Raw genomic sequence first — 21349 nt, forward strand, 5'->3', positions numbered from 1 at the left:
GAACCGACCTCAGATATTCAGATCTGTATAGAGAAAATAAAAGAGGCGTATTCTACCTTTTTTATCTCCGTTAGAAAATTTATTTTGCGTTTTTACACATGATCCCTGAGTCATATAAATATATAAGATCTTTATATAGATCTTTTATTGGATCTACTATTAAGGGAAAGGATCTTTGTGGATAAATCAAAAATGATCAACAAGATCATTATGTTCAAAGCGATCAATTTTTGTGATCAAACGTTGATCTGATCGAGGATTAGCTGGGATCAAATTTGATGGTTATACACAAGCACTCTTTGGATGATAAGTTGTTATTTGGATAACTATAGCTTCTTCACTGGATCTTTTACTATTTATCCACAGACAGGATTGTTCAAATATAAACCAGATCATAACCATGGGGATAGTTTGGTTCTCCCGGAATGATAAACCTTCCGGGAAGAGAACCTGGTATCAGAGTTTAAAACGGGAGACCAACTGGTTTTGTTTATCAGAAAGCTGGCTCAGAGATTCACTGTTCCGGGCCAGTTTTTCTGAGTCCTGGGCAATATTTGCCGTCATGTCTGAGATAGCGACAACATTTTCGGCTACATCTTTAGCAACAATGCTCTGTTCTTCGCAGGCTGCTGCAATAGAACGGCTCATGTCATTGATCAGATTGAGCCTGCGAACCATGGTGTGGAGTGATTCACTGGTTTCTGCTGTTTGTCTGAGTGACTGGTCCGCATATGACTGGTTGTTTCCAACGATCGAAACTGCCTGGCGGGCTTTGATCTGTAAACTTTCGATCATCTGCCCGATCTTATCGGCAGACGATCCGGAACGGTTGGCTAACTGGCGAACTTCATCGGCTACGACAGCAAATCCTCTGCCGTGCTCACCGGCACGGGCAGCTTCGATAGCTGCATTCAGCGCCAGCAGGTTGGTCTGTTCAGAAAGCGTTTGAATTACTTCCAGTACGGCCTCTATCTGATCTGTCTCTTCAGACAAGGTTTGCATGATCCCGGTTGCTTCATCCAGTGACGATTTCAACTGATTAACAAATTCAAGATTACTTTGCATATGTTCCATGTTGGTATTGGCCAGCCCGGTGACTTCTTCAACTTTCAGGCTGGCTTCTCCGGCATGACTGGCAACCTCATTAACGGCTGATTCCATTTCAGTAATCGCTGTTGCAATAGCATCAGTTTGTAGCCGCTGCTGATCGACATCACGGCTGGTTTTCTCACTCATCATATAGCTGTCGTTTGCGACATTACTTACCGTATCCGATGATTGCTGAACCTGCCCGATCAACTGGTTAAGCTGATCTCCCAACTCATTGATATGACGGACGACGATTCCCATTTCTGAACGAAACTCAGTTTTGATTTTCCAGGAGAGATTACCGTTTGCCAGTTCATTGAGTGATTTTGTAATGACTGAAAGCGGTTTTTTGATCGAGATAATGACGGTCACAGCGATAACAACTGCAACAATGATCGAAATCAGAGCCAGAGTAATATTGATCATCACAGACTGCTTCGATTCCGCTTTCGCTTCCTGAAGGGCGTTATCCGACATGCTACGGATCCGGGTCGTCATTTCTCCGGCTTTCGTCAGGATAGAATCAACGATTTGTCCGATTTTCTGTAATTGTTCGGCACTGCTTTGTTGCAGAGCGATATATTTCAGATGTTGTTGCAATAATCCTTCCGGTTGTTTGATCGAGCGGTTAAGCAGATCGAGATAGACTTTGAGAGTCTGTTCACTGGAGGGCATTGTTTTCATCACCCGGTTAGCTTTTTCCGTGAAGATCTTAAGATGATTGAAAACCTCTTTCTTCAAAGGTTGAAGATCGGCATCTTTTTCTATAGAAAGAACTTTTTGCAGGTATCCTTTGACACCTCGTCCCTGAGCTAAAAGGACATCGACATCCCAGATGACTTGCTGAATATGATCGAATTCAGCATCAGATTTCAGATCGGTCATATCCTGTTCAAAGAATAGCCATCCTGATTCAAAGTGGTTGAGCTCTGCTGCTGCATTTTCCCTGGCTTTGACTCTTTGCTCCTGAATATCCAGATGTGCTGTTGCCATACGGATAAAACCCTGTGCTTCTGTTCCTAAAGATGACAGAGATGTGGCCAATTGAGGGTAGCCTGCTAATTGCCCGGAGAAACGATTAAATATCTGCTCGTATTGCTCCACGGAATCTTTGAAACTCTGGCTGAGTTGCTGACGTTTCTCTGCATCCAGTGTATTTGCATGAACAAGAGTCTGGCGGTTGATTTTTTCAAGATTCAGGTCGAGGGTATTTGAGCTATCAAGTAAATCGGTCAGCGTTGATGCGGTGAGTTTAAGCTGCTGCGCCATTTTGACCTGAGAAATGTACGCAGAATAACCAATTCCCAGAACAAACAGAATGACTATCGCAAACCCTGCCGTGACTCGCTGGATAAGAGATAAATACATGATCAACCTCAACATGATGTGCAATTAATATTCAGATATTTGCAACATACTGTGATTTAGATTAACAATCAATAAGGTGGATGTTCCATAGAAATAGCATTGATTTGATGTATTTATTACGGGATATGGATGCCAATGACCGGAAGTTAATTTTAATATCAATGAGTTGCTGATTTAATTTGTGGAAAAGTTGGGAGTTGATTCAAGGCGATTTTAAACCGCCCTGTGGATAAATATTTTATGAAAGGTTGAATTGAGTCATATGATTCGCCAGCCATTCGCCAGCGGCATCTTCCGGAACCGGATATTCCTGAATATCAATAGTGCAGCAGTCAGCCAGAGGAGTTGCTCCGATATCGAGCAGGAGATCGTATGCATGTTTACCGGCTGCACAAAAGGTGTCGTAGCTGGAATCTCCGATCGCTATGACTGCAAATGATAGTTTATCAGTTCTTGGTGGTGTGTCCTGAAGAGCCCGGATAAATGGCTGGATATTATCCGGATATTCTCCGGCACCATGCGTTGATGTAACAATCAGCCAGATTCCTTCCGCCGGAATATCCGAGAAATCAGGCTGATTGTGTATCACAGTTTCATGTCCTTGTTCTTGCAACATCTCATCAAGATGATCACCGACATATTCGGCGCCTCCCAGAGTGCTGCCTGTAATTATGTGGATCATATTTATCCTCTTCACTATATGGAATGCTTTGATTGTTTTGAAATAAAAGTGTCGATATACAGACTTTAGCGTAAGAGTAATCAAACCTGAGAGGGAAAGAAAGATAAGGTCTGTATATCGTGTGGATATAATGAGTTTAACCCGTGTATGAAAATGATCTGAAAATCGATCATGGTATGTATCTTTATGTGTGTTATTTGTGGGTAAAGATGAGGATAAATAAACAAAGGTTCAAAGATCCTGCCGTTCCTCGATCCTGATACCGACCGGGCTAAATTGTATAGAATAGTGTTGATCTTCTGATTTCATGGATCAACTGGTGACTGGACGAATAGATGTCTTGTTGACATTTAAGGACTTTCAATGATGGTATAGTTGCTTATGGTTCAGATAATACGGCTGGTTTTATCAGTACTGAAAATATGAGGAAGGAACAGTCATATGAAGCACTCAACAGATTTGCATCCGGCACTTGCGCCTGTGTTTGCTACGGCATTGCAGGAGAAGAGACTCGTTGGATGTGTCGCCACCGTTTCGCATCGCGGAGAAATCATTTACCAGCAGGCTCATGGAATGGCCGATCGGGAGAGTCAGCAGCCGATGGCCGAAGGGACATTATTCCGTCTGGCTTCAGTTACAAAACCAATTGTTACTCTGGCTGCACTCCGTTTGGCTGATAAGGGAATTCTTGATTTACAGGCATCGGTGACCCGCTGGCTGCCTGATTTCAGGCCTGAATTAGCCAATGGTGTTCAACCGGAGATTACTATTCACCATTTACTCACACATACAGCTGGTCTCGCCTATGGATTTAATCAGCCTGACTACATTCAGCAGGGGATTTCTGACGGTATTGATCGGGTCGATTTCGATTTATATGAAAACCTGCGCCGGATTGCTGCTGCGCCACTGTTATACGAGCCGGGGAAAGGCTGGAACTATTCGCTGGCAATGGATGTGCTTGGTGCTGTGATGGAACAGGCTACCGGTCAGTCTCTGGCGACGGTGATTGAGGAAGAAGTTTCCCGTCCCCTGCAGTTAAAAGGTCTCGGCTTTGTGGCCGCACAAGAGATGAATTTAGCAACACCTTACGCCAACGCATCTCCTGAACCGGTCCGGATGACGGAAAACATGAATGTATTGTTCCCTGATGGTGGGAATGCTGTGCGTTTTTCTCCATCAAGAGTATTCGCTGCGGATGCTTTTGCATCTGGTGGTGCTGGTATGTTCGGCTGTTCTGATGATGTGTTCCAGGTGCTGGAAACGTTCAGAACTAATCACAATAACTTTTTGTCTCCGCAGCTCTATCAGACACTGTTTAAAAACTATGCTGTTCCATCTGCTGCAGTCGGTGATCCCGGCTGGGGATTCGGCTACGGTGGTGCATTTCTTTTTGATCCGCTGCAATCCGGTACGCCTCAAAGTGAGGGAACACTTCAGTGGGGCGGTGTTTACGGGCATAACTGGTTTATCGACCCGACCCAGGAACTGACGGTTCTGCTCCTGACAAATACTGCCTATGAAGGCATGATCGGTCGGTTGACTCTGGATATCCGCAATTCGGTCTATCAATTACTTGCCTGATGAAACCAAAGTAATTATTCAGGCTGGTGGAGTGGGGGATAAATAGTGCAGGCTTGCCGTTAGGAAGTACTGGCACCGGTATTTGGGATAAATAGCCGGTGCCATAGATGGGTTAAGACTCAGACCTGAATCGGATGATACCCAATCGACTCTTCCAGATAACGCTGTAATACTTCCCGGGTAAACTGAGGTTCTTCAATACCGCTGCCCTGCAAGAAACGTTTTACATGGCTGCAATCCCATCGATAGGTATCCTGATATAGCTGAACAGTTGACTGGTCATCTACCATTTTATCTTTGAACAGACTGAGCAGTGGGTAAAGCGGGGCTTCCGGATTATTTTCCCATTGTGTCAGCCAGTCATGAAACGGAATAGTTTGAAAGGTGAGATCAAATTGTTGAGCCAGCAGCCGGAAAAAAGTTTTCAGTGTCAGGTTATTCTGCTGTGCATGAATTAAGTTGAATTTAAGACCGAGCGCATTTGGATTGCGGCTGATGTATGCGATGGCCTGAGTCATGTAGTCGACGGTTGTCAGCCCTTCTCTTAACTGACGCAAATCCGGGATAGTTTTATGCTCAAGGCAGGTTTTGACCAGACGTCCCCACCATTGATAGTCGGCGCTGACGCCTGTCTGACTGTGGCAGGTCGCGTACCCCAGACGAAAAGTCATAAGTGGCAATCCTTTACTCGCAGCCAGATCTGCGATTTTCTCCATTACCCATTTACTGCGGACATAACCAATGTCTGTAATCACAGCCGGCAGGTTCTGGTCAATATCATCATCTTCATGCATGACATGCTTACCTGTGTGGAGATGCCCCCAGCTATACACAGATATTGTGGATAATAATATCAGGGGCTTTGTACGCTGGTGGACAGCAAACCGGAGTATCTCCTGTAAGCCCTGAACATTATCCCGTTTCATATAAGAGTAGGGTTGAATGAAATTCACCGAGCTGGCTGAATGATAGATGAGATCAACCTGTTGGCTCAGTGCAACATAAATAGCCGGAGGTAGTGCAAAGTTTGGTTCGGCCAGATCTCCGTAGAGTGGCTGAATACGGATCAAAGCTTCTTCCGGCAGTTTAATTTTGTAACGACACAAGGTTTGGAGAATACGTTGTCCTGCGTGTTCCTGAGATTGCGCCCGCACCAGACAACAGATTTGTGCATGAGTTGTCCTGAGAAGCTCTGCCAGTAGATGTGCACCGATAAATCCGGTAGTTCCAGTCAGAAAAATAGTGTTAGGAGCATGGAGCTGCTGTGTATCGAAGTGAAATGTCGGCTGCCAGTTTTCGGGGAGACGAATATCTTCATGAAGCGCATAGACAGGCTCATGATCAACATCTGGCTGTTGATATCCGGCTCGTTTAGCAAATACTTTTGCCTGTTGTCCAAGAGTCGGGTAGTCATAAATGTCCCGGACATAAGCCCGGATTCCCAGTTTTTGGGTAATGAGAGTAGTGAGCCGGACAGCCATCAGAGAATTTCCACCAGCATCGAAAAAAGTATCTTCCGGTGTAACTGAAGGGCGATCCAATAAGCTGCACCAGATGGTTGCTAACTGTTGCTCCTGTTCAGTCATGAATATACTGGTTTTTTGCTGAATCAACTTGCGGTAATTCTGATAGGCAGCCAATAACGCTGGTTTGTCTATTTTTCCGTTCGGGTTTATCGGTAATGACTGCAACGGCACTATCTCTGCGGGTTGGAAATAATCCGGCAGAGATAAGTGGATATGCTGTCTGATTTCCTGAATGACATCTGATTGCATTTCTGGTGTCTGATCCTGTTTGTTCAGGACAATAAAAGAGAGAATTTTTTTATCTGCCAGATGATGATTTTCTGTGACAATCGAAGTCGCATTTCTTACTGATGGAAGCTGAAGAATAATGTGGGTCAGTTCTGTCAGTTCAATTCGGTTGCCACGGATTTTGATCTGATCGTCAAATCTTCCCAGATACTGCACCATACCGTTTGGCAGCCACTGAGCACGATCACCACTGCGGAACAGTTTTTTCCCGGTCAAATGGGGTAGAGATACAAACTTTTCCCGGCTTAAATCAGGTGCATCAAGATAACCGAGTGCAACCCCCGGACCTGCGATGTACAACTCGCCGGATTCTCCCATTTTTACCGGCTGCTGCTGTTCGTCCAGAATCCAGATTTGAGCACCGGCGACCGGACGGCCGATGGTATCCGGCGGATTCCGGCTACAACAACCCACCGAATTACAAGTGGTGAAAATGGTTGTTTCTGTTGGGCCATAATAATCGATTAATTGATAAGTGATTTGTGTCAGGTTCACCGGATGCAGCTTTTCTCCGGCAGTGAACAGATAATCCAGAGCGAGATGTAATGGTTGTGGAATTGAAGTGATTTCTGCAACCATTACGGTAGGAACAAAAGCGTGAGTCAGTTGATGATCCGCGAAAAATCCCAGCAGTTCTCTGGGATCTCGTCGGGTATTTTCATGCGGAATACAGAGCGTTGCACCACAAATGAGTGTTGACCAGATTTCCCATTGGGCAACATCGAATCCGATACCGGCATTCAGAGAAGTGCGGCTTTTCGGTGACATTTCAAACCTGTGGTTATGCCAGTCGAGCAGGTTGTACAGTGAGGCATGAGATATCATGACCCCTTTGGGTTCACCGGTTGTTCCAGAGGTGAAAATAATATAAGCCACTGACTGTTCCTGTACATCCACATACTGAGGATAATGTTGCGGATACTGATTCAGTGTATCAATGGCAATCACAGTCTTATCCATATAAGGAATCAGAAAATTCAGTTCCTGATGCGTGGTTAATACCAGCGGCGAGCGACTTTGCCGGGTGATCATCGTGATTCTTCTTTCCGGATAACTGGCATCAACCGGAATGTAAGCAGCACCAGTTTTGATGATTGCAAGTATTCCGATCACCAGCTCAACACTCCGACAGGCAATGATCGGAATATTATCGCCGGGAATTACACCTTGCTGTTGTAATACGCCAGCCAGATGATCACTTGCCTGATCCAGTTCCTGATAGGTCATTTGCCTGTGTTGATCAAACAGTGCGGTATGGTAAGGGGTTAAAGAGCACTGCCGGAGAAAACCATGAAATACGGTTTGTGTCATTGAACGCTCCTGACGTTTCTGTGAAATAACCGTGATGGTGCAGATGGCAGCGCATGTTCTGAATACAAGGGATTCCCGGGGAAGTTTATCCTTTCTTATGCCGGAGCCTGGGTAACGGACAGATATCGGTCCATCAGAATGCTGCATTGTACTAATGATCGGTACTGAGCTGATAGATTTCGCTGTGAAGGGCTCTTGTTGTAAAAAGAAACAATATCTCGCCGCAATCATCGTCACGCACGGATGATTGATTCATTTGAGTATAGAAGTCTGGTTTTCGGCAATTGATCCAATCTATCAGGATGAGATAGAGCGCTATTTTTCAGGCTTTCTTAGGATGTGCTTCATCAATAAGTGTTGTGGAAATCATGCCGTTGTTGGATTCCATGACTCATGTTATACATGAAAATTACACGTATTTTCCCGGATGAAAACCGACAGGCTTAGAGAAATAGGCAATAAATGGGCGGTTTCATTTATTGTGAAACTATAGATGAATGTAATAATAGCAACCTGAAAAATAGGGAGTACGTGATCTCCTAACCAAGATTTTTGTATTGAGGTAAAAATAAATATGACCACAGATAAATTGGCTATCAACTCTCCGTCACAAGTTGGTGTCTGGAGTGCTGTTCTTTCAATGTCATTGTGTGTTGCCATGCTTATCGCCTCAGAATTTATGCCGGTGAGTCTGTTAACTCCGATGGCTCATGGGTTGTCTGCAACGGAAGGACAGACCGGGCAGGCGATTTCGGTCAGTGGGCTGTTTGCTGTTGTTGCAAGCCTTGCTATTACAACGGTTGCCGGAAGAATTAACCGAAAAGTAGTTTTGCTGGCGATGACCACTTTCATGTTGTTATCACTGGTAATGATTGCTGTTGCTACCAATTTCACCACCCTCATGATCGCCCGTGCACTGCTGGGAATTTGTATCGGTGGCTTCTGGTCACTGGCAACCGCAGTCATCATGCGACTTGTACCTGAAGACCGGGTTTCTTCTGCTTTGGCGGTGATGTATACCGGTCAGGCGATGGCAGCTGCTTTTGCTGCGCCAATCGGAAGCTATCTGGGCGGCATCATTGGCTGGCGGGGTGTATTCTGGGTGCTGGTTCCTATTGTGACGATAAATCTGATCTGGCAACTGATTTCTTTACCATCACTGCCAGTGAAAAAGAGCCAATCTGTCGGAGCGGTGATTCAGGTGATGAAACGTCCTTATTTTATCCGGGGCATTTTAGCCGTTCTGTTTACCTTTTCCGGTGCTTTTTCAATGTTTACCTATCTTCGGCCATTCCTCGAAACAGTGACGGGTGCCGATGTTACGTTACTATCGCAACTGCTTCTCGCTCTTGGATGTGCTGGATTTCTCGGTACCTGGATTGGTGGTAAATATGCCAATAATCATGTGGTGAGAATGCAACAGGGGATTCCGGTTTCAATGGGATTGGTCACTGCGGGTTTGCTTGCATTTGGTCAAAGTGCTGCGGCGGCAGCGCTGTTGTTGATTATCTGGGGGGCAATGAACACCGTTTTGTCTATCTGCTGGATGGCCTGGATTTCTCAGAATGTTGATGATGAGCCTGAGATTGGCGGTAGTCTGATGGTTGCGGCAATTCAGGCGGCGATTCTGTTTGGTGCCGCCTTTGGTGGTGCGCTGCTGGACAGCTTCAGTATTGAAGAAACCTTCATTGGTAGTATTACGTTATCAGCATTGGCGCTTTTGGTTGTCGGTAGCGGTAAAGGTCTGCAGAAAGCAAGATAATACGCGGATAAGAAACAATGTATTCAGCCAAATCCGCCGACAAATGTCGGCGGATTCATTTTATTAACGAAGGAAATTTTTATGACAGTTAAAGCTTATGGTTCCCTTGCAGGAGATAAACCGTTAGAAAAACTGGATATCACCCGTCGCGCACCCGGCGCACATGATGTACAAATCGATATTCTTTATTGTGGGATCTGCCACTCTGATCTTCATCAGGCCAGAGCTGAGTGGGCTGGTACGCTGTTCCCTTGTGTTCCCGGACATGAAATTGTTGGTCGCGTCAGTGCTGTTGGTGGGCATGTGACCTCTCACAATGTCGGTGATTTGGTCGGTGTTGGTTGTATGGTGGACAGTTGCCGTGAATGCTCCGAGTGTCATGACGGACTGGAAAACTACTGTGACGGTATGATCGGCACTTATAACTTCCCGACATCTGATGAGCCTGGCCACACGTTAGGTGGGTATTCACAGCAGATCGTGGTACGTGAAGAATATGTGCTGAAGATTCGTCATAAAGAAGAAGAGCTGGCAGCTGTTGCCCCGTTGCTTTGTGCCGGGATTACTACTTATTCTCCGTTGCGTCACTGGAAAGTCGGTCCGGGGATGAAAGTCGGGATCGTCGGTATTGGTGGTCTGGGTCATATGGGAATTAAACTGGCAAGTGCGATGGGCGCACATGTGGTTGCGTTCACAACTTCTGAAAGCAAGCGTGAAGAGGCAAAAGCGCTGGGAGCTGATGAAGTGATTCTGTCTAAAAGTCAGGATGAAATGGCATCGGTAGCCGGAAAGCTGGATTTCATTCTTAATACAGTTGCAGCGCCGCATGATTTGGATGCTTACCTGAATCTGCTTAAACGCGATGGCACCATGAGTCTGGTTGGCGCACCATCAGAGCCGCATCCGTCACCGGGTGTTTTCAACCTGATCTTCAAACGTCGGAGCATTGCCGGTTCGATGATTGGCGGGATTCCTGAAACGCAGGAAATGCTGGATTTCTGTGCCGAACACGGTATCACATCCGATATTGAAATGATCCGAGCCGAAGATATCGAAACTGCTTATGCTCGTATGCTTAAAGGTGATGTGAAGTATCGTTTTGTGATGGATATTGCGACGATTTAACCGGTTGATATTGCAATCAACTCAACAGAAAAATGCCTGACAATCGTCAGGCATTTACTGGCTTGGCTGAAAGTACAGCTAAGAATTATGGGTTACTCACCACATCAGAAATGGTATGCTAACCCCAGGCGCAGGGCGATCAGAGAAGTAGATTTATCATCACCTGCAACATTGATCTCGTCACTCGCGAAACTGACTTCGAAATTTGTTGATAGGTTGTCACTGAACTGATACCCCGCGCCGATTCCATACAGCAGACCAAAACCACTTTGATCGGCGTGCTGGCCGTCTAATGTCACGTCGTACTCCAGATTAGCAAGCCCGGCAATCACATAAGCTGAACCTCCCCATTTCCAATCATGACCCAGATGGGCTTTTACACCATACTGAGACTCTACATTGACGGTATCGCCGTTCGAATCATGATTATTCTGGGCTGTATCGTTGTAAAAAGCTTCGCCTGCAACAAACAATCCACTGATAAGCGGGTGTTTATATCCAACGAATACTCCGGCGGATGTCATCGAATGATCTTGCTCTTTAGTATTTGCTCCTTCATCAACAACAAATCCTGAATGGACTGCTGCAACACCAGTGTAAAGACCGTAATCTGCCGCATGAACGCCGGCGGAAGCTGATACTAATATTAATCCCGGGATGGTGAGTAATATCTTCTTTTTCATATTTTCCTTTTCCTTAGGTTGTGTTGGAACATATTGCTTCAAGTTTATTTTTCATCATGAGTTTCATCCGTATATTCCAGAATATCGCCAGGCTGGCACTGTAATACTTCACAAAGCTTTTCGAGTGTTGAAAAACGAATCGCTTTTGCCTTGCCCGTTTTCAGAATCGATACATTAGCCAGTGTCAGGCCGACCTGCTCTGAAAGTTCAGACAGTCGCATTTTTCTTTTAGCGAGCATGACATCCAGATTGACGATAATTGGCATAGTTGATCGTGTATTTCCTATGTTTTTAAATCGGTATGTTGAGAGTCATTCAAATCGTTAAGTCCGCTTCTTCCTGCATAAGCGCTGCCTGTTCCATAATCTTGGCAATCAACCAGAAAAACAGACCGGGAACCAGATAATCAACATTGAATATCAAGGCATACTGTAGATCAGGCATCTGTGGCAGGATTTGACGATAATACAAATATCCGCCAACCAGCGGGATTAAGGCCACCTCAGATAAGCATATTCCGAGGAGTAACCAGCCTGTTTTCATAAAGCAATAGGCATTTTGTACGGTAAATACCTGATTGTTGCGGTAAAACCGACATAGTCGCCAGAATTGGTACAGGATACCGAGCCATAGCACCTTTTCGATACTCAGTAATCCAAACAGAACGAGCTGATCCTGCATCGCAAAGCTGGAGAATTCTTTTGTCCACAACTCTCCCTGAAGGTAGAGCGTAATTGGGATGTCGCTGAAAAAGAAAAATCCGGTTTCGATCAGAGCAAAGATCGCGGCAGCCCAAATTAACAAATTCAGCCAGAGGGCAATCCGCTGAATTTTCGATGTTTCATCAGTCGGCGAGGTCATATATCACAACCAGTCAGTCTCTATTATTCGTGTTCACAATAAGGATAAAGGAAAATGTTGTCAAAGAAAATTTATCGTTTTTCGATAAATTTTTATTGTTATAAGCTAAATATAATCCCGGTTTTAGCGTATGTCTGGCTGCTCTAATTTACTGGATAAGGCGGTTTTTGTCGGTGAATGGAATAGAGAGTTGCGGGAAGTGCGGTTGTATCTCAATAACCTGATTACCTTTGATGAAATGCAGTTACAGCAAGAGGATGTGGTGTAGGTTGAAATGCGAAAGGAGAGCGAAGCTCCTTTATTATCGGTAGATAAAAATTGTCGTTGTTGGAGCCACAATTACGTTACTGATCTTTTTTAAGTAAGGTTCGAAGTGCGGCAATATTGGCTTTTGCACCTTTTGCTTCTTTTAGGCGGCGACGTTGATCAGCGAAGCGCTCAAACTCTAATTTTGCTTTGTCATCCATAACGAAGCCTTTGATCAGATACTCTTGTGAGGTTTGCGTTGCCCATTGGCGAAACTGAGTGCCACGGCTCGACCGGACGCGATAACCAACAGCTAAAACTAATGGCAGGCTAAAGAATTGAACATTGTATGATTTGCCATCTGCCGCAGTTGTTCGGTATAACCGAACAACTGAATTTTCGTCCAATTCACCTTCAGTAAAGATATTTTTTATACAATAACTTACCCACTTCACTTCCCGATACAGAAACTAGAAAAGATCCGTCCCAGTAAGTCATCAGAACTGAATTCACCGGTGATCTCGTTGAGATGTTGCTGGGTGATGCGCAGTTCTTCGGCGAGGATTTCTCCGGCCATGTAGCCTTCGAGCTGTTGCTGGCCGATAGTTAAGTGCTCGGCGGCTTTGTCCAGTGCATCGAGGTGGCGGCGGCGGGCCATGAAACTGCCTTCCTGACTACCGGTGAATCCCATGCAGTCTTTCAGGTGGTTCCTCAGTGCATCGACACCTTCACCGGTTTTGGCTGACAGCCGGATAAGAGTCGGCACACTGACATGACAAATTCCCATTTCTTCACTGGTTTGATCGGCTTTATTACGGATTACCGTCATACCGATATTGTCCGGCAGACGATCAACAAAATCCGGCCAGATTTCTTTGGGATCGGTTGCGGACGTGGTGGTTCCGTCAACCATAAACAACACGCGATCGGCTTGTTTGATCTCATCCCAGGCCCGTTCGATTCCGATCCGTTCCACTTCGTCAGAAGCTTCCCGCAACCCGGCGGTATCGATAATATGCAGCGGCATTCCGTCAATGTGGATGTGTTCTCTGAGCACGTCGCGGGTGGTTCCGGCGATGTCGGTCACAATAGCTGACTCTTTACCGGACAGTGCATTGAGCAGACTGGATTTTCCGGCATTCGGCCGACCTGCGATGACCACTTTCATTCCTTCACGCATAATCGCGCCCTGACTGGCTTCCCGTTTCACCTTTTCCAGATTATCGATAATGGTTTGCAGATCTCCGGCCACTTTGCCGTCGGCCAGAAAGTCGATTTCTTCTTCCGGGAAATCAATCGCTGCTTCAACATAGATACGCAGGTGAATCAAAGACTCAACCAGCGTATGAATGCGGTTGGAAAATTCTCCCTGGAGGGACTGAAGGGCTGATTTCGCGGCTTGCTCCGAGCTGGCGTCGATCAAATCGGCAATAGCTTCGGCCTGAGCCAGATCCAGTTTATCGTTCAGAAAAGCCCGCTCTGAAAATTCTCCGGGACGAGCTGCCCGAACACCGGGAATCGATAGAATTCGCCGGATCAGCATATCCATGACGACGGGGCCGCCGTGTCCTTGTAGTTCAAGAACGTCTTCCCCGGTAAAAGAGTGCGGATTGGGAAAATACAAGGCAATTCCCTGATCAAGCTGAATGCCGTCTTCATCCTGAAAGGGAAGATACTCGGCATATCTGGCCCGGAGTGTTTTGCCGGTTACCTCTTTGGCAACTGCTGCTGCGTGTGGGCCGGAAACACGAATAATCCCGACACCACCACGGCCTGTCGGTGTTGCCTGTGCAACGATTGTGTCTGTTGTCATCATCAGTTTGTCTGTTTAATCAGTGAGGGCTGAATGTGTATTGATATTGTCTCTATGAAGCATTGTAATCAGCAGCTAATAAAAAGGCGACCTTTTGGCCGCCTCTTTCAGATTTGCTCAGGTCTACTTTTTCGAGTGTAAACCTTTTTTCTCCAGTGATTTGTAGATCAGTGTCTGCTGGATCAGTGTTACGACGTTCGAAACCAGCCAGTACAGAACCAGACCTGACGGGAAGAACAGGAAGAAGACGGTAAATGCGACTGGCATAAACGTCATAATCTTCTGTTGCATCGGATCGGTAACCGTTGTCGGGCTCATTTTCTGCAGCATAAACATACTGGCACCCATTAATAATGGCAGGATGTAGTATGGATCTTGTGCAGACAAGTCGTGAATCCAGGCAAAGAATGGCTGGTGGCGCAGTTCGACAGATTCCATCAGTGCCCAGTAGAGCGAGATGAAAATCGGCATTTGCAGAATAATCGGGAAACAGCCGCCCAGCGGGTTCACTTTTTCTTCTTTATACAGCGCCATCATTTCCTGACTCATACGCTGACGGTCATCACCGATACGCTCACGCATGGCTTGCAGTTTAGGCTGTAACATCCGCATCTTGGCCATGGAGGTGTATTGTGCTTTGGTTAGCGGATACATCGCACCACGGACAATAAATGTCAGACAGATAATGGCAACACCCCAGTTAGAGACGAAGCTCTGAATGAAAGAAAGCAGACTGTGCAGCGGCTTGGCGATAAACCATAACCAACCGTAGTCGACCACCAGATCCAGATTTGGCGCTGTTGCTGCCATCTGGTCTTGCAGCTTAGGACCAACCCACAGCGTTGCTTCGAATTTGGTATTTTCGCCGGTTGCAATCGTACGGGTTGGCTCTTTAATACCGATGTCACCGATATTACGGCTGCTGATCACCCGGGAAAACAGCTTGGTGTCCGGTGCGTTACGTGGAATCCACGCAGCCGCAAAGTAGTGCTGGATCATTGCAGCCCAGCCCTGACCATTATTCAATGTTTCATTGAGGTTATGGTCTTCCATATCGCTGAAACTGAATTTCTTGTAGCGGGTTTCTTCAGTTGAGTAAGCACCACCATGATAAGTTGACATGGCAAAACTACCGCCGGATGTTTCCAGATTCTGGCGCAGATGAGCATACATACCAACCGTTGCATTTTGCCCTGATTGGTTATCAATGTTGAAATCAACATCAACCGCATAGCTGTTCCGTCTCAGGATAAACGTTTTGGTATAAGTGATCCCGTTAGCCTGATAAGTCAGCGGTACGCGTAGTTCATCCTGACCATCAGCCAGTTGATAATTGCTTTGAGTCACCTGATAAGTCGGACGACCGCTGCTTTTATCGATTCCCTGAGGACCAATCAGACCACTCTGGGCAATAAACTGCAGATTGTTGTTATCTTGCAACAGGGCGAAGGGCTGCTCGGAATCCAACTCTTTTGAATATTTATTGAGTTCCGCAGAAACCACATCACCGCCCACAGTATTGATGGACAGAGTGAGAACATCGGTTTTCACGGTCACTGTTTTTCCTGCAACATCCTGAGTTGATACGGGTTCAAACTCATCTGAGCCTGGAGGAGCAGCAGGAACTGAACTACTTGATTGTGTCTGCTCAACCGCTTGTGGTGCCGGATTCTGTGCTACTTGCCATTTCTGGAACAGTAGAAAGGAAACCAGAGCCAAAGCGATTAACAGGATATTACGTTGAGAATCCATCGTTATTTATCTCTGTCTTGTCTTCGGTTAGGTGGAACGGGGTCATACCCCCCTTCATTCAGAGGGTGGCATTTTAATAGACGTTTGCCTGATAACCAACATCCTTTTACAAAACCGTGAGCTTTCAATGCATCGATCGCATATCGGGAACAGGTTGGAGTAAATCGACAACGTGGTCCTATCAGAGGGCTAATCAGCCACCTGTATAGGTAAATGAGTCCGATGACTAACCACGATAAGGGCGAGACAGGCGTTGCCATAGTTTATCAAACAGCTTCGTTATTTCGTCATTGCTGAGTTCCTGAGCGCTTTTCTTCGCAATAACGACAAAGTCTTTATGCGGCAATTCGTGCTGCTTCAGGCGAAAACTTTCCCGGGCAAGTCGTTTAAAACGGTTGCGGCCAACGGCAGTTTTTATCTGTTTTTTCGGAACGGCTAATCCCAATCTTGGATGGGAGAGGGAGTTTTTACGGGCAATGATGGTAAAGTGAGGCGAGCCAGCACTATGGGCTTGCTGGAATACGTGTTGGTAGTGTTCGGGAGTTAACAAACGTAACTCCCGACGAAAAGCGTACTTGTTCAAAATAAGTCAGAGATTATTTTGACAGGCGAGCACGGCCTTTCGCACGACGTGCGTTAAGTACTTTACGACCGTTCTTAGTTGCCATACGAGCACGGAAACCGTGAGTACGTTTGCGCTTCAGAACTGTAGGTTGAAAAGTGCGTTTCATGGTTTTTACCTTACTGATCAGTAGTTTCTAGGTTCTTGTTAAACCCGGCGTTGGGTTAGCTCTCCCTCTTTTTCAAGAGGCAAAATTCCGACGCCTTTCAACAAAGAGGCGGAATTGTAATCACTGCCACCGATGGTGTCAATAATTGGGGAAACGAAGTTCTTGAATCTCTCTCATTGATTGCCTATATAAAAGCAAACAATCCGATGATTCCGACTTCTGTTTCAACTTGGTCGGGCGATTATACGTTGTACGGATAAAATCTCAAGGATCCTTAATCGATCCCGACCTGATTTAAGAATTTTTGTAAGCGGATATCCTGTGGATGATTGAATATATCCTGTGGAGATCCTTGCTCAACGATTTTACCTTCAGCCATAAAGATCACACGATCGGCGACTTCTCTGGCAAATTGCATCTCATGTGTCACCACCAGCATGGTCTGATGAACCCGGGCAAGTTTTTTCATTAAACTCAGGACTTCGCCCACCCACTCTGGGTCGAGAGCAGATGTCGGTTCATCAAATAACAGTAGTTCGGGTTCCAGTGCCATTGCCCGGCCAATCCCGACCCGCTGTTGCTGACCACCGGAAAGAGATGCCGGATATTGATCACTTTTATCCCCAAGCCCGATTTCACTGAGAATTTCGCGGGCACGATCATAAGCCTGATCTTTTTTCCAGCCGCGTACGGTGATCAATCCTTCCGCAATGTTCTGTTTCGCTGTCAGGTGGGAAAATAACGCATAGTTCTGGAATACGAATCCGGTTTTCCGACGCAGGGCCAGTACGTCATTTTTATTCGGATTTGCGCTGTCGACACTGACATCGCCTATGGTAATGCTGCCTTGATCGGCATTCTCCAGAAAATTAACACAGCGCAGGAGTGTCGATTTACCGGTGCCGCTGGAACCGATGATGACAATGATCTCGCCCTGATTGATCTCAAGATCAATACCTTTGAGAATTTCACTCTCTCCGAAACGTTTATGAATATTAGTTAACTTGATCATCTCATATACGCCTTATTGAGTTTGTGTTCTGCCCAGTTCTGGACTCGGGTCAGGAGAAGTGTAACTCCCCAGTAAATAAAAGATACCGCGAGGAAGGCTTCAAAATAATGAAAGCTCGAAGACGCTTCCATTTGCGCTTTGGCCATGATCTCGGCAACGCCCAGAGTAAATGCCAGTGAAGTTGATTTGATCATATCGATGAAATAGTTCATCAGTGAAGGCAGCGCGATGCGGGTTGCTTGCGGTAAAATAATGCGACGCATTGCCTGGACGGTGGTCATACCGACCGAAAGACTGGCTTCCATCTGGCTCCGGTCAACACCAATAATGGCGGCACGAATCGTTTCTGCCATATAGGCAGAAAAATGGAGTGCCAGACCCAGAATTGCAGCACTGTAGGCGTCCATTCCAGTCATGACTGGAAAAATTTGCGGTAATCCGTAATAAAAGAGGAATAGTTGCACCAGTAGTGGTGTACCACGAAAGTAGCTGATATAAAGCTGGCAAATCTGATCGAGTACTGGAATTCGAAAGACCCGGATATTTGCAATGATGACTGATAAAATGATGGAGAGCACCATACCCCAGCAGGCTAACTCTATTGTTATTCCGAGATACTTGAGCAGAATTGGCATCAGCTCCAGCATGTATTGAAAATCAAATCCCATAATCTGTGTCTTCTTTTTTATCGTCTCTCTGTTATCAGAAAATGCCTGTTAAAGAAGCGGTATTTTCTGAATATGAGTGTGTAAATGCATGTATATACCCAGATGACCTCAAGATGCAGTTTCGGCGAGAATCACTGGGTATAGATGTCGGTAAAAAATAAAACCCACTGCACAGCATTTTGGGCAGTGGGTTACGATATAATTCTGGTTCTTCAGAATCATAGCTGTGGTTCAATTATTTTTTAGTAATATCGGTATTGAACCATTTTTCTGAGATCTGGCTGAGTGTACCATCTGCCCGCATTTCAGTGAGAGCCTTGTTGACTTCTCCCTGAAGTTTTTTGCCTTGTGCATTGTTCAGAAATGGCCAGGCATTCTCGATGGTTTCAAATGGTTTTCCGGCCAGTTGCAGTGGCAAACCTGACTTCTGAATCACTTCCAGAATAGACAGACGATCCATTACAAAGGCATCAACCCGGCCAAGTGCAACATCCTGTTCAAAGCTTGAGTCATAAGTTTTGATGTTGATTTGGTTATCGGTGTCGTATTGGCGCAGTAGTTGCTCAAAGTTAGAACCCAGATTGACAGCAACTGTTTTACCTTTGAGGTCATCCAGGCCGTGAATCGTATCATTGCCTTTGCGTACTGCAATTTGAGCGCCGTCGATCACATACGGATCAGAGAACAGATACTTCTGTTTACGGGCATCTGTAATCGTGATCTGATTGGAAATAGTATCGATACGTCCGGTTTCCAGCAGACCAAACAATCCAGAGAAGCTCGCTGTGACGAATTTCACCTGATAGTCATTACGCTTGCCGATTTCTTTCCATAGATCAACTTCGAAGCCTTGTAATTCATCTTTTTTGACAAACGTGAACGGAAAGTAACGACCGGACATGCCGACTTTAACTTCCGTTGCTGCCTGTACATTCATTGTTGTAAAGACGAGAGCTGCAATTGCAGCGGTGAACCATTTTTTCATGTTGATCTCCAAAATCTTTCGTACGCTTATTTTAATGATATATATCATAACAAAAGAAATAACGATAAGTTATGGATCATAACCTATGCTCGATATATGAATCATGATCCATATTTTCATTTGTCTCAAAGATCTTTAGCAGGATTCGATGCAGGTCACTCCTTGCTTAAAGTGAATACTCTAAACTGGGGATAACTTTGCAGGATCAACCTTTTTGTGCACGGATATGTGGGTAAATTAGGGACATTTTGGATAGATCCAAGAATAAATAGGGCAAAATGTGTGAATAACTTGGATCTAGTTTACAGGTTTGTCGATCATTTGCTGGCGATCTTTGAGATCAACAGGTAGAATTGCCAATCTTTATCGATCATCTAATCAGAGTGAGGGAACAGGTGTCATCTTCTCTTTGGTTGCAGTGTCTGCAACAGCTTCAGGAAGAGCTTCCGGCGACAGAATTCAGCATGTGGGTTCGACCGCTGCAAGCCGAGCTCAATGACAATACTCTCACTTTATTCGCCCCAAACCGTTTTGTGCTTGATTGGGTACGGGATAAGTATCTCAATAGCATCAATCGTCTTCTCAACGAGTATTGTGGGAATGATATTCCAAGTTTACGTTTTGAAATTGGAACCCGTCCGGTTGCTGAACCCAAACCGGCTCCGGTAAGAACGCCGGCAGATGTTGCTGCTGAATCTTCAGCACCGGCCCGGCTTCAGGCCAGAAAACCCGTACATAAAACCTGGGATGATGAATCTGCACCGATCGAAATTAATTATCGATCGAATATGAACCCGAAACATAAGTTCAATAACTTTGTTGAAGGTAAGTCCAACCAGCTCGGTCTGGCTGCGGCAAAACAGGTTGCTGATAACCCCGGCGCCGCTTATAACCCGCTATTTTTATACGGTGGAACCGGCCTGGGTAAAACTCACCTGCTGCATGCTGTCGGTAATGCGATCGTTGATCATAATCCACATGCAAAAGTGGTTTATATGCATTCTGAGCGTTTTGTGCAGGATATGGTTAAAGCACTGCAAAACAATGCGATAGAAGAATTTAAGCGTTACTACCGTAGTGTTGATGCACTTTTGATCGATGATATTCAGTTCTTTGCAAACAAAGAACGATCTCAGGAAGAATTTTTCCATACTTTTAATGCGTTGCTTGAAGGCAACCAGCAAATCATTCTGACTTCCGATCGTTATCCGAAAGAAATTAACGGTGTGGAAGATCGTCTCAAATCCCGTTTTGGTTGGGGACTGACCGTCGCAATTGAGCCGCCGGAGCTGGAAACGCGTGTGGCGATACTGATGAAGAAAGCGGAAGATCACCAGATTCATCTGGCTGACGAAGTGGCTTTCTTTATTGCGAAACGGCTACGTTCCAATGTTCGTGAGCTGGAAGGTGCATTGAACCGTGTAATTGCCAATGCTAATTTTACTGGTCGGCCGATTACGATTGACTTTGTTCGTGAAGCTTTGCGTGATTTACTGGCTTTACAGGAAAAACTGGTCACGATTGATAATATTCAGAAAACCGTTGCTGAGTATTATAAAATCAAGGTTGCAGATTTACTGTCGAAACGTCGTTCCCGTTCGGTTGCCCGCCCTCGTCAACTGGCAATGGCACTGGCCAAGGAACTGACAAACCATAGTCTGCCGGAAATCGGCGATGCGTTTGGTGGACGTGATCATACGACTGTCCTTCATGCCTGTCGTAAGATTGAACAGCTAAGAGAAGAAAGTCACGATATCAAGGAAGATTACTCAAACCTGATTCGGACGCTCTCTTCCTGATATTTGTATAGAAAAAACAGCTATATTGAACAAATAGTACTGTGTTGATGGATAACCCGGTCTT

General features: G+C 45.6%; 19 protein-coding genes and 1 pseudogene. 5 read left to right on the forward strand and 15 right to left on the reverse strand.

From position 1 onward, the window contains the following. Nucleotides 1–456 precede the first annotated feature (456 nt). Entirely contained in the window at nt 457–2457 is a 2001-nt protein-coding gene (locus OCU74_RS00005) for a methyl-accepting chemotaxis protein (protein WP_159457475.1), read from the reverse strand. A 238-nt stretch (nt 2458–2695) separates the two neighbouring features. Continuing rightward, nucleotides 2696–3139 (reverse strand): FMN-binding protein MioC, encoded by a 444-nt coding sequence (gene mioC, locus OCU74_RS00010; protein WP_087482697.1) that lies wholly within the window; start codon nt 3137–3139, stop codon nt 2696–2698. A gap of 441 nt (nt 3140–3580) precedes the next feature. Here mioC and OCU74_RS00015 point away from each other — a divergent pair, with 441 nt between their 5' ends. Next, on the forward strand, nt 3581–4723 hold the full coding sequence (locus OCU74_RS00015; RefSeq protein ID WP_200807787.1) for a serine hydrolase domain-containing protein: 1143 nt from the start codon (nt 3581–3583) through the stop codon (nt 4721–4723). 119 nt (nt 4724–4842) lie between these two features. Here the strand turns inward: OCU74_RS00015 and OCU74_RS00020 are convergent, their stop codons facing one another. Next, nucleotides 4843–7848, reverse strand: coding sequence for an amino acid adenylation domain-containing protein (locus OCU74_RS00020; RefSeq protein ID WP_087482698.1), 3006 nt, complete (start codon nt 7846–7848; stop codon nt 4843–4845). 574 nt (nt 7849–8422) lie between these two features. On the opposite strand from OCU74_RS00020, the gene OCU74_RS00025 reads away from it, so the two are divergent. Next, entirely contained in the window at nt 8423–9610 is a 1188-nt protein-coding gene (locus OCU74_RS00025; RefSeq protein WP_087482699.1) for an MFS transporter, read from the forward strand. Between the two features lie 81 nt (nt 9611–9691). Beyond that, nucleotides 9692–10735 (forward strand): NAD(P)-dependent alcohol dehydrogenase, encoded by a 1044-nt coding sequence (locus tag OCU74_RS00030; RefSeq protein ID WP_087482700.1) that lies wholly within the window; start codon nt 9692–9694, stop codon nt 10733–10735. A gap of 104 nt (nt 10736–10839) precedes the next feature. Here OCU74_RS00030 and OCU74_RS00035 read toward each other — a convergent pair whose 3' ends face one another. Genes OCU74_RS00035 through OCU74_RS00045 form a run of 3 tightly spaced genes read right to left on the reverse strand, consistent with a single transcriptional unit; the run spans nt 10840 to nt 12279 of the window. Beyond that, nucleotides 10840–11418, reverse strand: a complete 579-nt coding sequence (locus OCU74_RS00035; protein WP_087482701.1) for an outer membrane protein — start codon at nt 11416–11418, stop codon at nt 10840–10842. Nucleotides 11419–11462: 44 nt separating this feature from the next. Beyond that, the gene (locus OCU74_RS00040) at nt 11463–11684 is read right to left on the reverse strand and encodes a helix-turn-helix domain-containing protein (protein ID WP_087482702.1); all 222 of its coding nucleotides are present in this window, start codon (nt 11682–11684) and stop codon (nt 11463–11465) included. Nucleotides 11685–11733: 49 nt separating this feature from the next. After that, entirely contained in the window at nt 11734–12279 is a 546-nt protein-coding gene (locus OCU74_RS00045; RefSeq protein ID WP_087482703.1) for a DUF2975 domain-containing protein, read from the reverse strand. 130 nt (nt 12280–12409) lie between these two features. Here OCU74_RS00045 and OCU74_RS00050 point away from each other — a divergent pair, with 130 nt between their 5' ends. Continuing rightward, nucleotides 12410–12547 carry a hypothetical protein gene (locus tag OCU74_RS00050; RefSeq protein ID WP_159457476.1) on the forward strand — a complete coding sequence of 46 codons (138 nt, stop codon included), beginning with the start codon at nt 12410–12412 and terminating at the stop codon, nt 12545–12547. A gap of 187 nt (nt 12548–12734) precedes the next feature. Here OCU74_RS00050 and rhuM read toward each other — a convergent pair. The 9 genes and pseudogenes from rhuM to OCU74_RS00095 all read right to left on the reverse strand — a co-directional run. Next, nucleotides 12735–12980 (reverse strand): annotated as a pseudogene (gene rhuM / locus OCU74_RS00055) (RhuM family protein); the annotation flags it as partial. Beyond that, nucleotides 12977–14338: a tRNA uridine-5-carboxymethylaminomethyl(34) synthesis GTPase MnmE gene (mnmE, locus tag OCU74_RS00060; RefSeq protein ID WP_087482784.1), complete on the reverse strand. Its 1362-nt coding sequence runs from the start codon at nt 14336–14338 to the stop codon at nt 12977–12979. The pseudogene rhuM and the gene mnmE, both read right to left, overlap by 4 nt. 123 nt (nt 14339–14461) lie before the next feature. After that, nucleotides 14462–16090 carry a membrane protein insertase YidC gene (gene yidC, locus OCU74_RS00065; protein ID WP_087482704.1) on the reverse strand — a complete coding sequence of 543 codons (1629 nt, stop codon included), beginning with the start codon at nt 16088–16090 and terminating at the stop codon, nt 14462–14464. Between the two features lie 2 nt (nt 16091–16092). Then, on the reverse strand, nt 16093–16350 hold the full coding sequence (yidD, locus tag OCU74_RS00070) for a membrane protein insertion efficiency factor YidD (RefSeq protein ID WP_087482705.1): 258 nt from the start codon (nt 16348–16350) through the stop codon (nt 16093–16095). Further along, on the reverse strand, nt 16317–16640 hold the full coding sequence (rnpA, locus tag OCU74_RS00075) for a ribonuclease P protein component (protein ID WP_234993637.1): 324 nt from the start codon (nt 16638–16640) through the stop codon (nt 16317–16319). The genes yidD and rnpA overlap by 34 nt, the downstream gene beginning before the upstream one ends. Before the next feature lie 46 nt (nt 16641–16686). Continuing rightward, complete coding sequence (gene rpmH / locus OCU74_RS00080; protein WP_087482707.1) at nt 16687–16821, reverse strand: 50S ribosomal protein L34; 135 nt, start codon at nt 16819–16821, stop codon at nt 16687–16689. Between the two features lie 274 nt (nt 16822–17095). Further along, a complete protein-coding gene (locus tag OCU74_RS00085; protein ID WP_087482708.1) occupies nt 17096–17833 on the reverse strand; it encodes an amino acid ABC transporter ATP-binding protein in 738 nt (245 codons plus the stop codon). After that, entirely contained in the window at nt 17830–18501 is a 672-nt protein-coding gene (locus tag OCU74_RS00090) for an amino acid ABC transporter permease (protein WP_087482709.1), read from the reverse strand. Before OCU74_RS00090 ends, OCU74_RS00085 begins: the two co-directional genes overlap by 4 nt. A gap of 235 nt (nt 18502–18736) precedes the next feature. Then, on the reverse strand, nt 18737–19486 hold the full coding sequence (locus tag OCU74_RS00095; protein WP_087482710.1) for an amino acid ABC transporter substrate-binding protein: 750 nt from the start codon (nt 19484–19486) through the stop codon (nt 18737–18739). A 395-nt stretch (nt 19487–19881) separates the two neighbouring features. On the opposite strand from OCU74_RS00095, the gene dnaA reads away from it, so the two are divergent. Next, nucleotides 19882–21285, forward strand: coding sequence for a chromosomal replication initiator protein DnaA (gene dnaA, locus OCU74_RS00100; protein WP_087482711.1), 1404 nt, complete (start codon nt 19882–19884; stop codon nt 21283–21285). Nucleotides 21286–21349: the final 64 nt, after the last annotated feature.

Source organism: Vibrio mangrovi, assembly GCF_024346955.1.
GTDB classification, from domain to species: domain Bacteria; phylum Pseudomonadota; class Gammaproteobacteria; order Enterobacterales; family Vibrionaceae; genus Vibrio; species Vibrio mangrovi.